Genomic DNA, 20,574 nt, shown 5'->3' with positions numbered 1-20,574 from the left:
TCAGTCCGGGCGATCCGTCGTTTCCCACGGAAACCGTGGCAGGCTTTCCACCGCCTGTTCCAGCCGCCGCGACCAGTTCTGATGGATGTCGGCGTATAGCGCTGAATCGGCGCCCAGCCGCAGCTGCTGGCTGATCCGCAGTTCGCCGGCCCGCAGCAGCGCCATATCCACCGGCAGGCCCACCGACAGGTTGGACCGGATGGTCGAATCGAGCGAAACGATTGCCGTGCGTGCGGCGTCTTCCAGATGCGTGGATGGGGTCAGGATGCGGTCCAGGATCGGCTTGCCGTACTTGGATTCACCGATCTGCAGATAGGGCGTTTCCGGCGAGGCAGCGATGGCGTTGCCCAGCGGGTAGACCATGTACAGGCCAGGCTGTTCGCCGGCAATCTGCCCGCCGAAGATCAGCGTCGCCTGGGTGTTCACCCCGTCATGGCCGTGTTCGGTGTGCTGGTTCTGCACCTGGCTGTCCACCAGCAGGGAGCCGACGTAGGCCGCAGCCTCGAACAGATGGGCCATGTCGCGCAGGTTCGGTGTGCGCCGCTCGTCGGCATCGCGCTTCAGCCGTGACACCAGCAACTGCGTCGTGGCCAGGTTGCCGGCCGCCATCACCACGTAGGCGGCCTGGCCGGGGTATTCGAACACGTGCAGTTTGCGGTGCACGCGGACATCGTCCAACGCGGCATTGGTGCGGGTGTCGGCGGCGAAGACCAGGCCCTCGTCCACCTCGATTCCAACGCAATAGGTCATGTCGGTGCCCTATCATATGCGTCCCGGATTGTAGGCAGGCCGTTGTGACGATGGCATGCCCGCGCTCCACCTGATTGCCGTCACCGGAACCGCATGACCACCGTGCTCCTGAGCCTGGGCAGCAACGTCCACCCCCGCCGCTACCTCCACGCTGCGGTGGCGGCCCTGCGCGAGCGCTTTGGTGCGCTGCAGGTGTCTGCCGCCTACCGTACCGCCGCCGTCGGTTTCGAGGGTCCGGCCTTCCTCAACAATGGCGTTGCCATCGAGACCGAGCTGCCGCTGCAGGAACTGGATGACTGGCTGCATGCGCTGGAAGATGCGCACGGTCGTGATCGCAGCGGTCCGCGTTTCTCCGACCGGACCCTGGATGTCGACGTGGTGTTCTATGGCGACCTGGTGGTGGAAGGCCCCGGCCATCTGCGCATTCCGCGCCCGGAACTGAAACATGCCTTCGTGCTGAAGCCGCTGGCTGATATCGCCCCGGATTTCATCGATCCGGTCAGCGGCCTGGACCTGGCCACGTTGTGGCGCGCACACAAGCAGTATGGCGAAGCGTTCGAGACGGTCGAGCTGGACCCCGACGCGCTGGATTGACCCGACGCAGCCACCCCATGGGTGGCTGAACGATCAACTCACCGTACGCCCACCATCCACACGCAGGGTGTGACCGGTGACGAAGCTGGCCTCGGCCGCCAGCCAGTACACCGCTTCGGCGATTTCCTCGACCGTGCCGATCCGCGCCAGCGGCGTGCGTGCCAGCAGCGCCTCGCGGGCGAAATCGTCCTTGCCCTGTTCCGGCCACAGGATCGCACCGGGCGCCACTGCATTCACCCGCACCTTCGGCGCCAGTTCCAGCGCCAGCGAGCGGGTCGCCATCTCCAGCGCCGCCTTGGCCATCGTGTAGGCGATGTGGTTGGGCATCGGGTCGGTGCCGTGCAGGTCGGTCAGGTTGACGATGCAGCCGTGCTGGCGGCGCAGGTACGGCGCGGCGGCCTGGGCCAGCAGCAGCGGCGCGCGCGCGTTGACCGCGTACAGCTCGTCCATCGCCTCGGCGGTGACCTGGCCGAGCGGGGTGGGGAAGAAGTTGGAGGCGTTGTTGACCAGCGCATCGAGGCGGCCGAAGTGGGTCACCGCCTGCTCGACCAGATCGGCCAGGGCGTCGGCGTCGCGCAGGTCGGCCTGCAACGCCAGCACGCTGCCGGGGCGCTCGTTGTCCAGGTTGAAGGCGGCCTGCTGCAGTTCGGCGCTGGAGGTATGGGCATGCAGCACCACCGACCAGCCACAGGCGTGGAACTGGCGGGCGATGGCCGCGCCGATCCGGCGCGCGCTGCCGGTGATCAGGGCCACGGGGGCGGTGTCACTCATCGAGGGTCCTCCAAGGCTCGGCTATCCTGTGCACCATTGTCACCGCATTCGAAGACGCCATGCAGCCTACCTTCCCCCTGCCCGAAGCCGATGCCCTGGCCCACAGCGATCAACTGGCCGCCGCACTGCGCGCCGAGATCCTCGCACAGGGCGGGGCGATGCCGTTCTCCCGCTTCATGGAGCTGTGCCTGTACACGCCGGGCTGGGGTTACTACAGCGCCGGCGCCAGCAAATTCGGCGGCAGCGGCGATTTCACCACCGCACCCGAGCTGGGCAGCCTGTTCGCCGGCAGCGTAGCCAATGCGCTGGCGCCGGTGTTCGGCCAGCTCGATGCGCAGGCGCGGATGCTGGAACTGGGCGGCGGCACGGGTGCCTTCGCCGAGGCGGTGCTGCTGCGCCTGGCCGAGCTGGACGCACTGCCTGCCCGTTACGCGATTCTCGAACCCAGCGCGGACCTGCGCCAGCGCCAGCAGGAGCGCCTGCAGCAGAACCTGCTGCCTGAGCTGGCCAGCCGGGTGGAGTGGCTTGATCGCCCGTTCGAGGACGACTGGGACGGCGTGGTGTTCGCCAACGAGGTGATCGATGCGCTGCCGACACCGCGCTTCCTGATCAAGGACGGCGAGGTGTACGAGGAAACGGTCGAGCTGGACGGGCAGGGCAACTTCATCCGTGGCGCGCAGCCGGCCGACCTGCTGCTCAACGGCGCGGTGCGCCACCTCGAACGCTACCTGGAAAAGCCCTTTGCCGATGGCTACCGTTCCGAGGTGCTGCCGCAGCTGCCGTACTGGCTGCAGGCGGTGGCCGGTGGCCTGCGCCGCGGCGCGATGCTGTTCGTGGATTACGGCTACAACCGGGGCGAGTTCTACCAGGAAGAGCGCGATGATGGCACCGTACGCGCGTTCTACCGCCACCACGTGCACAACGAGATCCATCGTTGGCCGGGCCTGCAGGACATCACCGCATCGGTCGATTTCACCGCCATGGCCGAGGCCGGCCTGCACGGCGGTTTTGAGTTGGCCGGTTACTGCAGCCAGGCCAGTTTCCTGCTCGGCAACGGCCTGGACCAGGTACTGACCCTGGCCGAGGAGCGCACCGATGAAGTGGGCCGCATCCAGCTGCGTGACCAGGTGAAGAAGCTGACCCTGCCAACGGAGATGGGCGAGCGTTTCCAGGCCATTGGCCTGCAGCGCGACGTTGATTTCGAACCGGCGTTCGAACTGGGCGACCTGAGCTGGCGCCTGTGAGTGCAGCATTGCCGGTGATCAAGCCGCTGCAGCGGCCACGCCTGTGGAGCGCGTTGTGGGTGTTGGCGGTGCTGACGGTGATCGTGGTCTGCCTGATTCCGCCGCCGCCGATCCCGCTGCCGGAAAACAGCGACAAGGGCGAGCATTTCCTGGCCTATTTCATCCTGGCCGGCAGCGCGGTGCAGTTGTTCCGGCGTGGCCGCCCACTGCTGTGGGTGGCGGCTGGCCTGGTGCTGATGGGCGTCGGCATCGAGTTCGCGCAGGGCGCGTTGACCAGCAACCGCATGGCCGATCCGATGGATGCGGTGGCCAACACCATCGGCGTGTTGGTGGGGATGGCCACCGCATTGACCCCGCTGCGCGACATCCTGCTGCGCTGGCGGGGGTAAGGCGTGCCAACCAAGGTTGGCACCTACCAGTAGATCCACGCCACGCGTGGATGAATCTTCCCGGCGCCAACCAAGGTTGGCAGCTACCAGTAGATCCACGCCATGCGTGGATGAATCTTCCCGGCGCCAACCAAGGTTGGCAGCTACCAGTAGATCCACGCCATGCGTGGATGAATCTCCCTGGCGCCAACCAGGGTTGGCAGCTACCGGAGCGTCACCTCATCCAGCACCCACATCGCCGGGCGCGTGTCGCCGGTGAAGTTGATGCACAGATCACCCGTGCCCGAGGTGCCCTTCGGCAGCGCTGCGCGCAGGCTGACGAAGCCATCGGCATCGGTCTGCGCCGGCAGCGGCACCTGTGCCAGCACCTTGCCCGTGCAGTCACCGCGGCGGATCAGCATTTCGCCGTGCGCGCTCCGGGCCTTTTCGAAGCGACGCTTCGGCTCGTCGTGGGCCAGCTGGAAGTAGTACGGAATGCGGCCCGCACGCACTTCCACGCTGCTGATGCCATCGAGCTGTGCCTGCGGCCAACGCCAGCACGGCTGGAAGATGTCGACGGTGAACACCGCACGCGCACCTTCGCGCGGACCATCATCTTCCAGGCGCAGTACCAGGCCCTTCTCGCCCACGCAGCTGCGCAGTTCTTCGCTGTGCCGCGACAGCAGCGACTGCGCGGTGTACGACGTCACCGTCGGCGTAGCGGCCAGCGGCTGGTCCTGGTAGAACGCAGCCGCCTGCACCGTCGCCGGCAGCGAGGACGTCAGCGGCTGCTGGTACAGCGGCGACTGCGCGGTCACCGGCTTTCCGTCTTTGCTGTAGCGCACTTCATAGCCCAGCGGATTGGCCAGCGACACGGTCACCGTGTTCGCCGCGCGGTCATCGGTGTAGGCCACGCCCACTTCAAACGGCGTCTGTGCATACGCCAGTCCCCAGGCCCGATAGCGCTGCAGCTGCGAGGGCAGACGGGCCAGGAAGTCGCGGAAATCACGATGCTCCGGCGTGCTCCAGCCGGTCTCGGCCACGGCGGCCAGTCGCGGGAACAGGTTGTGCTGCAGACGCGCGTAGGTGCGCGTGTGCTCGGTGAACATGTTCGCCTGCAGGCCGAGGATGTGACCGCGCTTGTCGGCTGCCAGTTCGGCCGGCACCGGTTCGTAGTTGTAGAGCTTGGCCAGGTTCACCTGCGTCGGCCGGCCCGGCGGCTCGTTCGGCGAGGCGGTCTGCAGGTAATCCAGGTACAGGTGGCTGACAGGCGACATCACCACATCGTGGCCCGCGCTGGCCGCGGCCAGCCCACCCTCGGTACCGCGCCAGGACATCACCGTGGCCTGCGGCGGCAGGCCGCCTTCAAGGATTTCGTCCCAGCCGATGAGGCGACGGTCGTGTTCTTCCAGGAAGGTTTCCAGGCGCTTGATGATGTGGCTCTGCATGGCCATCTCATCCTTGATGCCGAGCGCGCGCATACGCTGCTGCACCTGCTTTGAGGCCTCCCACTGGTCCTTCACTGCCTCGTCGCCACCTACGTGCACGTACTTGGCAGGGAACAGGGCGATGACTTCTTCCAGCACGTTTTCCAGGAAGGTGACGGTGCCGTCCTCGACGTTGAACAGGTTCGGGAACACGCCCCATTCGCTCAACGGCTTCAGTGGCACGTCGATCGTGCCCAGTTCCGGATAAGCGGCGATCGCCGCCGTGGCGTGGCCGGGGACATCGATCTCCGGAATCACCTGGATGTGCAGCTTGGCGGCGTAGGCGATCACTTCGCGGATCTGATCCTGCGTGTAGAAGCCGCAGTACGGATGCTCCTTGCCGCTGACCGGATCGATGCCGCCGTCACCGGCCGGCAGGCGGCAGCTGCCGACGCCGGTCAGCTTCGGGTAGCGCTTGATCTCCATGCGCCAGCCCTGGTCGTCGGTCAGGTGCCAATGGAACGTGTTGAGCTTGTGCGCGGCCATCGCATCGAGCACGCGCTTGATCTCGTCCAGGCTCTGGAAGTGCCGCGCCGAGTCGAGCATGAAGCCACGCCAGCTGAAACGCGGCGCATCCTGGATCTGCACAGCCGGCAGCACGCCGTTGCTGCCGCCGGTGGCGAGCTGGGCCAAGGTGGTGGCGCCGTAGAACAGGCCGGTCTCGTTGCCGGCCTGCACCAGCACGCCCTGCGCGGTGCTTTCCAGCGTGTAGCCTTCGCCACTGTCGCGGAAGGTCGGCACGATCTGGAAGCGGATGCCGCCGCCCTTGGCGGCGGCCTTGCCGTTGGCCACTGCCAGGCGCGGCCCACCACTGCGTGCCAGCAGGTCGGCGAACTGTGCAGCGACGCGCTGTGCGGCTTCGCCATCGGCCTGCAGCACGGTGCCCGCGCCGACGGTGATGCCCGCACCGTTGCCGCGCTGCACGTTGGCCGGTGCGGGAATCAGCATCAGGCTGCCGGCGCGCAGCTGCGGGCCGGGGCCGGTATCGAGTGCCGGGGCATCGGCGGCCAGTGCCGGCAGCACGGGCAGGGCGGCCAGCAGGCTGCCCAGCAGCAGAAGGCTGCGCATGCTGGCGCGGGTGGGCTTCGTCATCGGAAGGACTCCTTGGATCGGGTGCGATGTTCGCTATACATGAAAAACGCCGGGCCCGGAATGACCCAGGCCCGGCGTGCGTGCACGACTCGGCGATGAAGCTGCCGCTGGATCAGTACTTGAAGCGGAAGTTCAGGTAGTACTGGCGACCGTTGCTGTAGAACGAGGTCGGAATGGCCGCGGTCTGGTAGTACTTGTAGGTCGGGTTGTTGAGGTTCAGGCCATCCAGGCTGATGCTCAGCCAGTCGGTGGCCTTGAAGCTCAGCGACGCCGACAGCGTGCCGAAGTCATCCTGGTAGTACGGGTTGGTGCCCGACAGGCTGATCAGGAACGACGAACGGTGGGTGTAGCTGACCCGTGCACCGAAGCGCTCGTTCTCGAAGTATGCGCCCACGTTGTAGGTGTTCTTCGAGGTGCCCAGCAGGTTGTGCGAACCATCGGACCAGGTGTGCGCGGTCGTGCCGTTGGCGTAGGTGTAGTTGGCGTTGACGCCGAAGTACTCGCCGATCGGCTGCTCGTAGGCCACTTCCACGCCGGTGACCTTGCCGTCGGCATTGATCGGGGTGGAGATCTGGTAGGTCTCAAGCTGGTTGGTCAGTTCGCTGTACAGCTGGCGCGAGACCACGTCGAAGGCGATGTAGTCCTTCAGGTCCATGTGGTAAGCGCCGACCGACAGCAGGCCGCGCGGCATGAAGTACCACTCCAGGTTCGCATCCAGGTTGGTGGACAGGGTCGGCTTGAGGTTCGGATTGCCGCCACCGCCGGTCCGGTTCAGGTCCGAACCGTAGGACGATGCGCCCAGCGCCGAGTAGTCCGGCAGGGTCTGGGTCTGCGAAGCAGCCACGCGCAGCACGAGGTTGTCGTCCAGGTCGAACTTGATGTTGGCGCTGGGCAGCACGCGGTTGCGCTTGTTCTGGAAGGCCACGCTCTCCCACATGCCGAACAGGCTGCTGACATCTGCGTCGGCGGCCTTGCTTACGGCGTTGTAGGTGTTGATGTCCTGCTTGATGTTGACGTAGCGCAGGCCGACGTTGCCGCTCCACCAGTCGCCGCGGAAGTTGGCCTGCACGTAACCGGCGAAGTTCTTTTCCTTCACCTGCCACTCGGCACCGTAGTTGTGGCGACCGGTCGGGCCGTCGTTGCCGGCAAGCCAGGTGGAGTTGTTGGTCACCGCGTCCTTCAGCGCACCCGGGGTGAAGTACCAGATGTTGCGCGGGAAGTTGCCGCCGATATCGCCAGCGAATCCGTTCGGATAGTTGGAGGTGGCACCGTTCTTCAGCGCGCTCCAGATGTCACCCGGGGTTGCACCCTCCGGCGACAGCGCTTCGCGCTTGTGGTCGGCGAAGCGCAGACCGAAGTCGATGGAGCTCAGCACGCCGCCATCGTTGAAGTACTGGTTGAAGTCGAGCGTGGCCCACTTCTCCTTGTCTTCGGCGGTGACCTGCTGGTTGCCCCAGGTGCCGAAGCTGGTGACGCCATTGGGCGAGAGGTCGCCGCCGACGTTCCAGTCGATCGGCGAGCCGCTGCCGTGCGTGGCCCAACTGGCGCCACCGCCGCTGCCCACGGTGACCTCGGCGATGTACTGGCGCGGGGTTTCGCCGGTGCCCTTGGTGCTGCCGGCCTGGAACTTGGCGGTCAGGCTGTCGCTGATCTGCCAGTCGGCATCGAAGGTGACGTAGCTCGACTTGGCCGTCGACTCGCGGTAGATCATGTCGTACACCGCGTAATTGGTGCCCGGCACGCCCGCGTAGGTGGCGTTGGTCAGCACGCCGTCCTTGACCACATAGCCCGGATTCGGCGCCTGCGACTTGGCGAAGCTGTTGCCGAACATCATGAAGTTGCGGTTGTAGTTGTTGGCTTCCAGCTTGGAGCTGAAACCATTCAGGCCCAGGGTGAGGGTGTCGGTCGGCTTGAACTGCAGCGAGACCAGGCCACCCTTGCGCTCACGGGTCTGTTCGAACAGGGTCGAACCCAGCAGGCCGGGAACGTTGACGCCGATCAGGTCCGGGTTGGTCTTGGCGACGGGATCGTCGGCGCCGATCTTGAAGAAGCCACCCGGAATTTCCTGCGCTTCACGGCGCAGTTCGCGCTTCTGGCTGAAGCCCTGCACCATCACGCCGAAGGTGCCTTCGTCGTTCTTGTAGTTGAACAATGCGGAGTACTGCGGGTCGTTCGACTTGGCCTGGTCCGAACGCACCATGCCGATCGAGCCTTCCGCAGTGAACTGCTTGGAGAATTCCAGCGGCTTGCGGGTGATGATGTTGACGGTACCGGTGGTACCACCGTCCTGCAGCTTGGCCTGCGAGGACTTGTTCACTTCCACCGAGCTGACCAGTTCCGACGGCAGCAGCGAGTAGCTGACGCTGCGACCGACGTTGTTGCCCTGGCTGAGCACGAACCAGTCGGCCGAACCGACGGTGTGGCCGTTGATCAGGGTCTGGGTGAGGCTGGGGCTGGTGCCGCGCAGGCTGACACGGTCGGCTTCGTCGAAGCCGCCTTCATCGGCGCTGGACGAGCTGATGTTGACGCCCGGCAGGCGCTGCAGGGTGTCGGCAACGTTGTGCGCCGGCAGCTTGCCCACGTCTTCGGCGGTGACCACTTCCACGCGCGCATTGGCTTCGCGCTTGGTGTCCAGCGACTTTTCCATCGAACCGCGGATACCGGTAACGGTGACGGTGTCCAGATCGGTGGCGGTCGGGGCGGCCTGCTGCGCGTGCGCACTGAAGGCGATGCAGCTGACGATGGCGGCCGAAAGCAAGGTCTTGCGGGTATTCATGATGTCTCTCCTCATCACTCGATTGGATGCCGGCGGCGATATGGGATTGCGGTTGCGATGACGTGCGCGGGGCGGCGGCGATGTCCCGGGCATTGGCGTGCCACGTACTGCGTGCTGCGATTGCGTTGAAGCCGTTTGCAGGTTCAGGCGTCGGCGTGGAGCAGGTACCAGCTGGCAGCGCCGATCACGCCCAGCTGTCCGTGTTCGACCACCTTCACCGGGATGCGTGCCAGCGCCTCGCCCATCGGCCCCTTCTGCAGGTAGCGTTCGACGAAGGTGCTGGTACGCAGGTACTCGCGGATCTGCGGCAGGATTCCACCGGCCAGGTAGACCCCGCCGTGGGCGCCATAGAACAGGGCCATGTCGCCGATGGTGCTGCCGAGCAGGCCGCAGAACACATCCAGCGCCTGCCGTGCCAGCGGATCGCTACCGGCCATTGCCGCAGCGGTGACCGCATCGGGGCTGGCCAGCGCCGGCGCCTGGTCCTGCAGCGCGCAGATCGCGCGGTACAGGTTCATCAGGCCGGGGCCGGAGATCGCATGTTCGATCGACACATGCGCGCGGTCGCGCTGCATGTGGCGGACGATCGCCATTTCCAGTTCGGTGCTGGCGGCCAGGGTCGGCTGGCCAGCTTCGGTGGCCAGCACCACCGGGCCGTTGGCCGTGGGAATCCACAACGCTGCACCCAGGCCGGTGCCGGGGCCGACCACCAGGGTCGGGCCGCGCGGTGCACTGTCCGGGCCACACAGGTGCAGCACGCCACTGGCATCGACCTGCGCGGCTGCATAGGCCACCGCTTCGAAGTCATTGACGATGTGCACCCGCTGCAGGCCGACGTCGGCCTCGATCTGCCGCGCCGACAACGGCCATGGCACGTTGGCGGTGATCACCGTGCCGTCTTCGCGGGCATAGCCGGCGGTGGCGACCACGCAGTGCGACGGGCGCGGGCCTTCGGCCAGGAAGTCGGCGAGGATCGCGCTGAGCCCGGCATGGTCGGCGTTGCGGTACTTGCGGTAATCGAGCACCTGCACCGGATGGGCATCGTCGCCGCTGGCCTGGACCCGGGCGACACGCACATGGGTGCCGCCAACGTCGGCAGCCAGGAACGAGGGCGCGACGCGGGACAGGACATGGGCCGGGGCGGGATGGCTGGCGGTCACGCGGGCTCCTGCAGCAGGTGGGGCCGGCCCCGGGAAGGGCAACGATGAAGCCGGCGATTGGGGCGGAGTCTGTAACCGCGTTGACAACGATGTCAACGAGTTCGTGACACTTTCGTTGCTGCGCCGCAGCGAATGCAGATCGCCGTAAACGTTTACATGGCGTGAGTGCGGCGACCATGGCAGAACCGTTGCAGCAAGGGGCTTCAAGGGCGAAGCGCATTCAGCGGATGGCCGTGCAGCGGGCTTGCGCAGTGCAGCATCCGATGTGGTGGCCCGTGCATGGAAGTTGACAAACGGTCCTCGTCCACCGAAAGAATGTGACAACGTTGTTCCCAGCCACTCTCCGACGCCGTGTTCTGCGGCCGTCGCCGCAGGAGCCTTCCTGATGTCAGCCGTCCCCGCTGCAAGCGCACGCCCGAACGTGGCCTCGTCCATCGCCATCGTCGGCGTGCTGTTTTTCCTGATCGGCTTCTTCACCTGGCTCAACGGCCCGTTGATCACCTTCGTCAAACTCGCCTTCGAGCTCAGCGAGGTCGGCGCCTTCCTGGTGCTGATGGTGTTCTACCTGTCCTACTTCTTCCTGGCCCTGCCGGCGTCGTGGATCCTGCGCCGCACGGGCATGAAGAAGGGGCTGAGCCTGAGCCTGCTGGTGATGGCCGGTGGTGCGGCGTTGTTCGGCGAATTCGCCACCCAGCGCTGGTACCCCGGCGCGCTCGGCGGCCTGTTCGTGATCGGTAGTGGACTTGCCTTGCTGCAGACCGCGATCAACCCGTACATCTCCATCCTCGGCCCGATTGAAACCGCCGCACGGCGCATCGCGATGATGGGCATCTGCAACAAGATCGCCGGCATGCTGGCGCCGGTGCTGATCGGCACGGTGGTGCTGCATGGCATCGGCGATCTGTCGGCCACGGTGGCCGCTGCCGATGAAGCGACCAAGGCGCAGCTGCTGAACGAATTCGCCGCCAAGATCCACGCGCCGTACCTGGCCATGGCCGGCTTGCTGGTGGTGCTGGCGGTGGCGGTACTGTTCTCGCCGCTGCCTGAAATCAAGGCCTCCGAGGCCAATGCCACCCCGGCCGGCGCACCGGGCAAGGCCGAGCGCAGCAGCATCTTCCAGTTCCCGCATCTGTGGCTGGGCGTGCTGTGCCTGTTCGTCTATGTCGGCGTGGAAGTGATGGCCGGTGATGCCATCGGTACCTACGGTCATGGCTTCGACCTGCCGCTGGACCAGACCAAGATGTTCACCTCGCTCACCCTGGGCGCGATGCTGGTGGGCTACGTGGTGGGCCTGCTGCTGATCCCGAAGGTGGTCTCGCAGTCGCGCTACCTGACCGTCTCGGCGGTACTGGGCGTGGTGTTCTGCCTGGGCGCCTTCTTCACCCACGGCTATGTGTCGGTCGCCTTCGTGGCGCTGCTGGGCTTTGCCAACGCGATGATGTGGCCGGCGATCTTCCCGCTGGCGATCCGTGGCCTGGGCCGCTTCACCGAAACCGGTTCGGCGCTGCTGGTGATGGGCATCGCCGGCGGCGCGATCATTCCGCAGCTGTTCGCCGTGCTCAAGCAGCACATCGACTTCCAGCTGGTATTCCTGCTGCTGATGGTGCCGTGCTACCTGTACATCCTGTTCTACTCGGTGGTCGGCCATCGCGTCGGCCTGCCGCAGGACAAGGGCTGATCGGCGATGATGGACGGCAGCCAACCCCAGGAAAAGCCGATGCGCAGAGCGACCATCAAGGACGTTGCCGAAAAGGCCAAGGTCTCGCTGAAGACGGTGTCGCGGGTGATCAACAACGAGCCCTCGGTGATGCAGGCCACCCGTGCGCGGGTGCTGCGTGCCATCGCCGAGCTCGACTACGAACCCGACCCCTCCGCGCGCAACCTGCGCAGCGGCACCACCTTCGTGATCGGGCTGGTGTACGACAACCCGAACCCGTACCACATCATCGGCGTGCAGAACGGCGTGCTCGCCGCCTGCCGCGAAACCGGCTTCGGCCTGCAGATCCATCCGTGCGATTCCAGTTCGCCGCTGCTGGCCGATGAACTGGCCGACTGGGTGCAGCGCTCACGCCTGGCCGGGCTGGTGCTGACCGCACCGATGTCCGAACGTCGCGATCTGATCCAGGCGCTCACTGCGCGGGGCATCAAGCTGGTGCGGATCATCGCGGCCACTGAAGATCCGGCCGATGGCGCCTGCGTGTTCGTCGACGACCGCGAAGCCGCCTACGAAATCACCGAACACCTGATCCAGCTGGGCCACCAGCGCATCGGCTTCCTTTGGGGTGGCACCTCGCACCGGTCGTCGGGCGAGCGCTACGCCGGTTACGAGGCCGCGCTGAAGGACTACGGCATGACCGTGGACAAGCATCTGGTGGTGCAGGGCGACTACACCTTCGATGACGGCTTCCGTGGTGCGCGGCGCCTGCTGGCACTGCGCGAACCGCCCACCGCCATCTTCGGTTCCAACGATGAAATCGCCGCCGGTGTGCTGGCGGCAGCGAAGTCGGCCGGCATGAACGTGCCCTACGACCTGTCCATCGCCGGCTTCGAGGACAGCCCGTTCTCGCGCCAGTCGTGGCCGCCGCTGACCACCGCCAAGCAGGCCACCGAGGACATCGCCCGCCATGCCGCGCGCCTGCTGATCGCGCAGCTGCGCAGTGATGCCTACGACGATGCGCCGGCGCCGCTGCACAACCAGGGCTTCGTGCCGCAGCTGGTGGTGCGCGGCTCGACCGCACCGATGCGGCCTGCCGCCGCCCGTCCCCTTCCTTCCGATCCTTCCTGAGCCTGCCATGTCGCTGTCCGACCCCACCGCCACCCTGATGTTCGCCGAGGCCGCCGAAGCGGCTGACGTCGTTGCCCGTCAGTTCGCCCGCAACCATGCCGTGATGGAAACGCTGGCAGCCAGCCTGCGCGCTGCGCCGCCGCCGTTCGTGGTGACCTGCGCACGTGGCAGCTCCGACCATGCCGCGACCTACGGCAAGTACCTGCTGGAAACCCAGCTGGGCCTGGTCGTTGCCTCGGCCTCGCCGTCGGTGGGTTCGGTCTACGCCGCACCGTTGCAGCTGCGCGGTGCGTTGTTCATCGTCATCTCGCAGTCCGGCAAAAGCCCGGACCTGCTGCGCAACGCCGAGGCGGCCAAGGCCGCTGGCGCGCGCGTTGTGGCGCTGGTCAACGTCGAGGATTCGCCGCTGGCACAGCTTGCCGACACGGTCATCCCGCTGCATGCCGGCGTGGAAAAAAGCGTGGCGGCGACCAAGAGTTACCTCGCCTCGTTGTCCGCGCTGCTGCAGCTGGCCGCGTACTGGAAGCAGGACAGCGCGCTGCGCAATGCCCTGGACCTGCTGCCCGATGCGATGCGCGAGGCCTGGCAGTGCGACTGGAGCGCAGTGACCGAGGGCCTGGTGGAGGCCAACAACCTGTTCGTGCTTGGTCGTGGCCTGGGCCTCGGCGCAGCGCAGGAGGCCGCGCTGAAGTTCAAGGAAACCTGCAGCCTGCACGCCGAGGCCTACAGCTCGGCCGAGGTCAAGCATGGGCCGATGGCGCTGGTCGATCGCGGCTTCCCGGTGCTGGCCTTCGCCCAGCCTGATGAAACCGGTGCCGGCACCCGCGCCGTGGCTGAAGAATTCACCGCGCGTGGCGCCCAGGTGTGGCTGGCTGGTGCCGGCGGCAACCTGCCCGTCGCCGCTGCGCCGCATCCGTTGTGCGCGCCGCTGCTGACCGTGCAGAGCTTCTACCGCGCGATCAATGCGCTGGCGCTGCGCCGCGGCTTCAACCCGGATCTGCCGCCGCATCTGAACAAGGTTACGGAGACGGTGTGATGGCAACCGTGCTGCGCAATGCTCGCATTCTTGCCGGCGATGAGTTCCGCGACGATCTTGCGGTGGTCATCGAAGACGGCCACATCAGCGCGCTGCTGCCCGACGCTGCACCGCAGCTGGGCATGGCTGACGAGCAGGTGGACCTGGGTGGCGGCTGGCTGCTGCCGGGCTTCATCGATGTGCAGGTCAATGGCGGTGGTGGCGCGCTGTTCAACAACACGCCCGACGTGGCGTCGCTGCGCACGATTGCGCGTGCGCATCGCCGCTTCGGCACCACCGCGATGCTGCCGACCCTGATCAGCGATGACCTCGGTGTGATGCGCGAGGCGATCGCTGCGATGCGCGAGGCCATTGCACAGGGCGTGCCGGGCGTGATCGGCATCCACCTGGAAGGCCCGTACATCGCACCGGCGCGCAAAGGCACGCACGATGCCAGCAAGTTCCGCGTGCCGGACGCGGAAGAGATCGAACTGGCGTCTTCGCTGGACAACGGCGTCACCCTGCTGACCCTGGCGCCGGAGCGCGTGCCGCTGGAGACCATCCGCGCGCTGGTCGAACGCGGGGTGATCGTCGCCGCCGGCCACACCGCCGGTACCTATGAAGAGATCCGTGCCGGCCTCGATGCCGGCGTGCGTGGCTTCACCCATCTGTACAACGCGATGTCGCCGTTGCAGGGGCGCGAGCCCGGCGCAGTCGGCGCGGCGCTGGAAGATCGCGACAGCTGGATCGGCATCATCGTCGATGGCGTGCACGTGCATCCGGCCAGCCTGCGCGTGGCGCTGGCGGCCAAGCCGCGCGGCCGCCTGCTGCTGGTGACCGATGCGATGCCGCCGGTCGGTGCCGACGATCCCAGCTACGTGCTGTATGGCGAAACCATCACTGCCATCGATGGCGTAGTGCGCAACGCCGCCGGCTCGCTGGCCGGTTCGGCGCTGGACATGGCCACCGCCGTGCGCAACACCGTGCAGCTGCTGCGCCAGCCGCTGGCTGAAGCAGCGCGCATGGCCTCGACCTATCCGGCGCAGTTCCTCAATGTTGATGACCGCCTGGGTCACATCGCCGAGGGCTACCAGGCCGACCTGGTGCTGCTGGACGATGCACTGCAGGTACGCGGTACGTGGATCGCCGGCCAGTACGAGGTGGCTTGACGATGAGCAGCACGCCGCCACGCCGGTTGGGCTCGATCGACGCCCTGCGCGGCATGACCGTGGCGGCGATGCTGCTGGTCAACAACCCCGGTGACTGGAGTGCGGTGTTTGCACCGCTGCGCCATTCCGAATGGCACGGCTGCACACCGACCGACCTGGTGTTCCCGTTCTTCCTGTTCCTGGTGGGCGTGTCGATGGCCTTCAGCGTCGCACCGCGCGCGCTGGATCCCGCTGCACGGCTGGCACTTGCACGTGGCGTGCTGGAACGCGCACTGCGCATCGCCATTGCCGGCGTGCTGCTGCACCTGCTGGTGTGGTGGGCACTGCATACGCACCACTTCCGCATATGGGGTGTGCTGCAGCGCATCGCGCTGTGCGCGGCAGTGGTGGGCGTGCTGGCGGTGTATGCGCGTCCGCGCGTGCAGGCGGCCGTGCTGGTGGCGTTGCTGGTGGGGTATGCAGCGCTGCTGCTGGGCGTGGGTGACCTTGCGCCCTGGACCAACCCGGCCAGCCGTCTCGACACCACCTTGTTCGCGCCATGGATCTACCAATGGCAGGCCGATACCGGTCTGGGCCATGACCCGGAAGGATTGCTGAGCAGCCTCGGCGCGTTGGCCAGCACGGTGCTGGGCCTGCTGGCCGGCGGCCTGCTGCGCAGTGGCCGCGCCGGTGCATTGGCGGCGCTGGGTGCGATCACCGCCGTGCTCGGCCTGCTGCTGACGACGGTGTTGCCGCTCAACAAGCAGCTGTGGACGCCCAGCTACGTGCTGTGGACCGGGGGCCTGGCCGCGCTGGCGTTGTGGCTGGGTCACGTGCTGATCGACCGCAAGGGATGGCCCGCGCTGGGCCGGCGTTTCGGCGTCAATGCAATCACTGCCTATCTGGGGGCTTCGGTGATGTCGGTGATATTGCTGGCGACCGGCGCCTGGGGATGGGTCTGGCAGCAACTGGCCGTGGTGATGCCGCAGGCGCTGGAGCTGGCCTCGATGTTGCAGGCGTTGGTGTTCGTTGCGCTGTGGTGGGGCGTGGCGTGGTGGCTGGACCGACGTCGCATTTATCTGAAGATCTGAGCGCGGGCAAAGGTAGTAGCGAACGGCTTATCCACGCATGGCGTGGATCTACTGTGCTGGAGGGGTGCGGGGTCATCCCCGCATCGCGTGGATCTGCTGGGCCAGGATTGCAGTAGATCCACGCCATGCGTGGATGGTCTTGGCGGGCCAATGATGGTGAACTTATTCATCGACATGCGGGCCGCGTGAGCACTTCCCGGTTTCACATCGAAAACGTGACCGCTTGCCTGCAATTTCACCTATCGAAACCATTCATGGCAGGGCAGACTGCGTCAGCAGCGCCGTACATAGCATCCGCAGTTCCTGATCCCACGACCCAGGAGTGCCGTATGTCCCATGTCGTCCCGCCCGGGTTCCGCCGGCGTCGTTTGACCGTTTCCCTCCTACAGATCCTGGCGGCGCCGTCGCTGCTCGCACTGGCCGCTCCGGCAGCCTGGGCGGGGTGTGATGCCTCCGCCCCCGTCGCCGGGCAGACCGTCACCTGTAGTGCGGCCGCGCCCAACCCCGATGCAACGCCGGTCACCCTGGGTGCCGGAGCCAGCGGCGTTATCGTGAATGTACAGAGCGGTGCGCAGTTGAGTACCAGCAACGCCAACGCCCTCTACGTCGCCCCTACGGCCGGCGGCACCATCAACAACCAGGGCAGCATCGCCGCCAGCGGCACCGTCGGCAGCGGCACCGCCGGCGGTATCAATGCCGATGCCGTGGTGACGGTCAACAATGCCGCCAGTGGCAGCATTTCCTCGGCACAGGGGTACGCGCTGTATCTGCAGGGGGGCAGCGGCGTGGTCAACGACGGCCAGATCGGTGCAGCCGCTGGCTGGGGCATCGCCTTCAAAGGTGCAGGCGACAGCAGCGTGGTCAACCGCGGCACCATCAGCGGCGGCACCGGCGGCGTGCAGTTCGGTGCCGGCAACGATCGCCTGCAGATGCTGGCCGGCAGCAGCACCGGTGCCGTCCAGCAGGGCGACGGCAACGACGTGCTGCTGCTCAACGGCGGCACGATCGGCAGCCTCGACCAGGGCAGCGGTGATGACCAGCTGACCGTCAACGGCGGCACCATCACCGGACTGGTGACGCAGGGCAGTGGCCGCGATGATTTCGTCATGACCGGCGGCACCATCGGTGCCCTGCAGCAGGGCGACAACATCGATACCTTCCGCATGAGCGGTGGCCGCATCGTCGGCGCGTTCGAAGATGGCGACCAGGCGTGGATGACCGGTGGCCGCATCGGCCGGGTCAACATGAAGCTGGACAAGAATCTGTGGGACATGTCCGGCGGCACCGTCGACGGCAACGTGGTTACCGGCTTCGACACCGACACCATCATCATCTCCGGCACCGCCTATATCGGCGGCAACATCAGCGTCAGCGGCGGCAATGACAGCGTGACCATCACCGATGGCACCGTGCGTGGCCAAGTTCTGTTGAGCACCGGCAACGACACCTTCAACTGGAACGGCGGCGGCATCGTGTACGGCGCCATCGACGCAGGCCCCGATGACGACGTGGCCACGCTGAGCAACCTCAACCAGGGCAACATCGGCGCGGTACCGCTGTTCGACGGCGGCAGCGGCAATGATCGTCTCAGCTTCAGCAACGTCAAAGGCAGCGGCGTCGCGCGTTTCCAGAACTGGGAAGCGATCAGCCTGGCCAGCAGCACCGAGCTCACCTTCGATGGTGATCTGGTGCTCGGTGACAGTGTCAGCGGCACCGGTTCACTCACCCTGGATGACACCAGCACGATCTATGCAGGCAGCGGGACGCATGCAGTGCGTCCATTCAGCGGCAGCGCGTTGGTCAATGTGGTCAACGCCGGGCGCATCGATCTGACCGGCTCCGCGCCGGGCGATGTGTTCACCGTGCGCGGCAACTACCGTGGCGATGGCGGCGGGCTGTACCTGCGTACCGTGCTGGCGGCGGACAACGCCACCAGCGACCGGCTGGTGATCGATGGCGGCACGGCCACCGGCAGCACCGGCATCGGCATCCTCAACGCGGGCGGCAGCGGGGCGGCCACGCTGGTCGACGGCATCCTGGTGGTGCAGGCGCTGAACGGTGCCACCACGGCGCCCGGTGCGTTCTCGTTGTTCGCACCGGTCTCGGCCGGCGCCTACGAGTATTTCCTGTTCAAGGGCGGCGTCAGCGCCGGCACCGGCGAGAACTGGTACCTGCGTTCGACGCTTGGGGTCGGGCCGGCCCCCGCGCCGAACGGTGGCGGCGAAGTGGTTCCACCGCCGCCGCCGACACCGCCGGTCGCACCGCCGCCGCCGATTCCCCCGGCACCACCACCGCCACCGGAAGGTGCCATCGATCCGAACCTGACCGCGGGTGAGACCGCGCCACCGCCGCCGCCGCCGGAACCGCCGCCCGTGGCACCGCCCAGCGACCCACCGGTGCCGGACGTGCCGGTGGCCGGGGGCAGCCTGCCCGGCATCGGTGCGCCGCCGCCCAGCGCGGGAGCAACACCCGCCGCGCCGGACGAGAACGGCCTGGTGCCGCTGTACCGCCTGGAGACCGCGGCCTACGCCGTTGTGCCCCCGCTGCTGCGCGAGACCTCGCTGGCCAGCCTGGGTACCTTCCACGAGCGCCAGGGCGAACAACGCCTGCTGTACAGCCAGGGCGCGTTCCGCACCGCATGGGGGCGGCTGGTGGGGCAGAGCAGCGAGATCCACTGGAAGGGCGATGCACGGCCCGGCTTCGATGGTGACGTGATGGGCGTGCAGGCGGGCCTGGACGTATGGGCCGCTGCCGCCGACAACCATCGCAACCAGATCGGCGTGTTCGTCGGTCGCACCCGCGCCGATGGCAAGGTCACCGGCCTGGCCGTGGGCTGGGACAACGTGCTGGTCGGCCAGAGCCGGTTGGACGACAAGCACGTGGGCCTGTACTGGACGTTGACTGACAACAGTGGCGGCTACATCGACGCAGTGGCGATGCAGAGCCGTTACGACGGCCGCACGCGTTCGTCGCGCGGGCTGGGCATCGACCTCAAGGGCGACGGCATCACGCTGTCGCTGGAAGCGGGCAAACCACTGCTGCAGTTCGGGCAGTCATCGTGGTGGCTGGAGCCGCAACTGCAGGTAATCTGGCAGCGCAGTTCGCTGGATGACCAGCGCGATCTGGTGTCCACCATTTCCTTCGACAACGACAACGCCTGGACCGGCCGCGTCGGCCTGCGCCTGGCGGGTGATTACCAACTGGCTGACAACGGCTGGCAGCCGTACTTCAAGTTGAATTACTGGCACGGTCGCTCGGGCGAGGACCGCATCCTGTTCGACAACGACGCGATCATCAATTCGCAGCGCTCGCGCGCACTGGAAGCCGGTGTCGGCGTGGTCGGGCGCTTCAACCGCACGATCAGCGCATATGCCGTTGCCGACTACACCCGCGAGGTCGGTGGCAGCGACAACGGCAAGCGCCGCATCATCGAAGGCAACATCGGCCTGCGTGCGGATTGGTGACGCCCGCCGCGTTGGCGACTTTGGTGGGTGCCGACCCAGGTCGGCACGAATCCAACGGGCGCCATGCACCGCTCTGGTAGGTGTCGACCTTGGTCGACACGCCTTGGCAGCATTCAATCAATTCCCACACACCTGCATCACAACGGCGATCGACCCAGCAACGTACCTGCGTGATCGGCCAGCAGCTGCACCGCATGCAGCAGCCCTTCCTCCGTCAGCGGCGGGCATTGCGCTTCCCCGTCGTCCAGTTCACGCGCGGCCTGCGTGGCCAGCAACACACCACCCAGCGCCGACAACGCCAGCAGACAGCGCGAGGCGCCGGCCAGATCGCGCGCCCGCGCCGGCGTGATGCGCAGTTCCGTCCACGGCTCGCCGTCGGCGGCGTGGCAGCGCGTGATGTCGCGCAACCGCTTGAAAAAGGCGGGCGTGGGAGCGGCTTCATCCGCTTCGGTTAGCGCGTCTTCCAGTGCCTCGGCAGTGGCGTTGGGCAGCTGCAGGTCGGGCAGGGCATCGCCCAGCAATGTGTGCAGGCGTGGATAGGTGGGGTAGAGCGTGGTCATGGCAGCAACCTCACAAGGCAAGGCCACCTGCGGGATGCAAGGTGGCGGGCGGTGCGGGTTGGCGTGCCGGTGAAGCTTTCCAGAGGAAATGAAGCCGGCGGATCCGGAAGATCCCCTCGCACCGCCCGCCGCAGAACGACGGACGGTGCATTGTTCGGTCCTGCAACGTCGTTGCAAGCCCGCCTCTGAAAAGCTTCGTTCGGGACGCCAATCCCGGCCAACACAGAGCGCGCTGGCATAAGGAATTTCACACGCTGGCCGGCCTGTTG

General features: G+C 66.7%; 15 protein-coding genes. 9 read left to right on the top strand and 6 right to left on the bottom strand.

The features are described 5' to 3' along the window. A complete protein-coding gene (locus HFK18_RS09610; protein WP_180166036.1) occupies positions 1-750 on the bottom strand; it encodes a 20S proteasome subunit A/B in 750 nt (249 codons plus the stop codon). A 93-nt stretch (positions 751-843) separates the two neighbouring features. Between HFK18_RS09610 and folK the strand changes: the two genes are divergently transcribed. Beyond that, entirely contained in the window at positions 844-1,344 is a 501-nt protein-coding gene (gene folK / locus HFK18_RS09605; RefSeq protein ID WP_180166034.1) for a 2-amino-4-hydroxy-6-hydroxymethyldihydropteridine diphosphokinase, read from the top strand. 33 nt (positions 1,345-1,377) lie between these two features. On the opposite strand, the gene HFK18_RS09600 is transcribed toward folK, so the two are convergent. After that, positions 1,378-2,115, bottom strand: coding sequence for a pteridine reductase (locus HFK18_RS09600; protein WP_099820925.1), 738 nt, complete (start codon positions 2,113-2,115; stop codon positions 1,378-1,380). A gap of 59 nt (positions 2,116-2,174) precedes the next feature. Here HFK18_RS09600 and HFK18_RS09595 point away from each other — a divergent pair, with 59 nt between their 5' ends. Next, complete coding sequence (locus HFK18_RS09595) at positions 2,175-3,359, top strand: SAM-dependent methyltransferase (protein WP_180166033.1); 1,185 nt, start codon at positions 2,175-2,177, stop codon at positions 3,357-3,359. Next, positions 3,356-3,748: a VanZ family protein gene (locus tag HFK18_RS09590; RefSeq protein WP_180166031.1), complete on the top strand. Its 393-nt coding sequence runs from the start codon at positions 3,356-3,358 to the stop codon at positions 3,746-3,748. Before HFK18_RS09595 ends, HFK18_RS09590 begins: the two co-directional genes overlap by 4 nt. A gap of 203 nt (positions 3,749-3,951) precedes the next feature. Here HFK18_RS09590 and HFK18_RS09585 read toward each other — a convergent pair whose 3' ends face one another. From HFK18_RS09585 to HFK18_RS09575, 3 genes are all read right to left on the bottom strand, one after another. Further along, positions 3,952-6,306, bottom strand: coding sequence for a family 20 glycosylhydrolase (locus HFK18_RS09585; RefSeq protein WP_180166029.1), 2,355 nt, complete (start codon positions 6,304-6,306; stop codon positions 3,952-3,954). Between the two features lie 112 nt (positions 6,307-6,418). Further along, positions 6,419-9,082, bottom strand: a complete 2,664-nt coding sequence (locus HFK18_RS09580) for a TonB-dependent receptor (protein WP_180166027.1) — start codon at positions 9,080-9,082, stop codon at positions 6,419-6,421. A gap of 143 nt (positions 9,083-9,225) precedes the next feature. Beyond that, positions 9,226-10,242: a glucokinase family protein gene (locus tag HFK18_RS09575; RefSeq protein WP_099820930.1), complete on the bottom strand. Its 1,017-nt coding sequence runs from the start codon at positions 10,240-10,242 to the stop codon at positions 9,226-9,228. 385 nt (positions 10,243-10,627) lie between these two features. Between HFK18_RS09575 and HFK18_RS09570 the strand changes: the two genes are divergently transcribed. From HFK18_RS09570 to HFK18_RS09545, 6 genes are all read left to right on the top strand, one after another. Beyond that, a complete protein-coding gene (locus tag HFK18_RS09570) occupies positions 10,628-11,920 on the top strand; it encodes a sugar MFS transporter (protein WP_108266522.1) in 1,293 nt (430 codons plus the stop codon). Positions 11,921-11,959: 39 nt separating this feature from the next. Next, the gene (locus HFK18_RS09565) at positions 11,960-13,027 is read left to right on the top strand and encodes a LacI family DNA-binding transcriptional regulator (RefSeq protein ID WP_099821016.1); all 1,068 of its coding nucleotides are present in this window, start codon (positions 11,960-11,962) and stop codon (positions 13,025-13,027) included. A gap of 7 nt (positions 13,028-13,034) precedes the next feature. Beyond that, positions 13,035-14,063 (top strand): SIS domain-containing protein, encoded by a 1,029-nt coding sequence (locus HFK18_RS09560; RefSeq protein WP_180166025.1) that lies wholly within the window; start codon positions 13,035-13,037, stop codon positions 14,061-14,063. Beyond that, positions 14,063-15,211, top strand: a complete 1,149-nt coding sequence (nagA, locus tag HFK18_RS09555) for an N-acetylglucosamine-6-phosphate deacetylase (RefSeq protein ID WP_180166023.1) — start codon at positions 14,063-14,065, stop codon at positions 15,209-15,211. Before HFK18_RS09560 ends, nagA begins: the two co-directional genes overlap by 1 nt. Before the next feature lie 2 nt (positions 15,212-15,213). After that, the gene (locus HFK18_RS09550; protein ID WP_180166021.1) at positions 15,214-16,281 is read left to right on the top strand and encodes a DUF5009 domain-containing protein; all 1,068 of its coding nucleotides are present in this window, start codon (positions 15,214-15,216) and stop codon (positions 16,279-16,281) included. 329 nt (positions 16,282-16,610) lie between these two features. After that, positions 16,611-19,745 (top strand): autotransporter outer membrane beta-barrel domain-containing protein, encoded by a 3,135-nt coding sequence (locus tag HFK18_RS09545; RefSeq protein ID WP_180166020.1) that lies wholly within the window; start codon positions 16,611-16,613, stop codon positions 19,743-19,745. Between the two features lie 137 nt (positions 19,746-19,882). Here the strand turns inward: HFK18_RS09545 and HFK18_RS09540 are convergent, their stop codons facing one another. Then, entirely contained in the window at positions 19,883-20,305 is a 423-nt protein-coding gene (locus HFK18_RS09540; RefSeq protein WP_180166019.1) for a hypothetical protein, read from the bottom strand. Between the last annotated feature and the right edge of the window lie 269 nt (positions 20,306-20,574).

Origin of the sequence: Stenotrophomonas sp. SbOxS2 (genome assembly GCF_013416715.1) — a bacterium.
Taxonomy (GTDB): domain Bacteria; phylum Pseudomonadota; class Gammaproteobacteria; order Xanthomonadales; family Xanthomonadaceae; genus Stenotrophomonas; species Stenotrophomonas lactitubi.
This window is presented reverse-complemented; position numbering and strand designations above follow the sequence as displayed.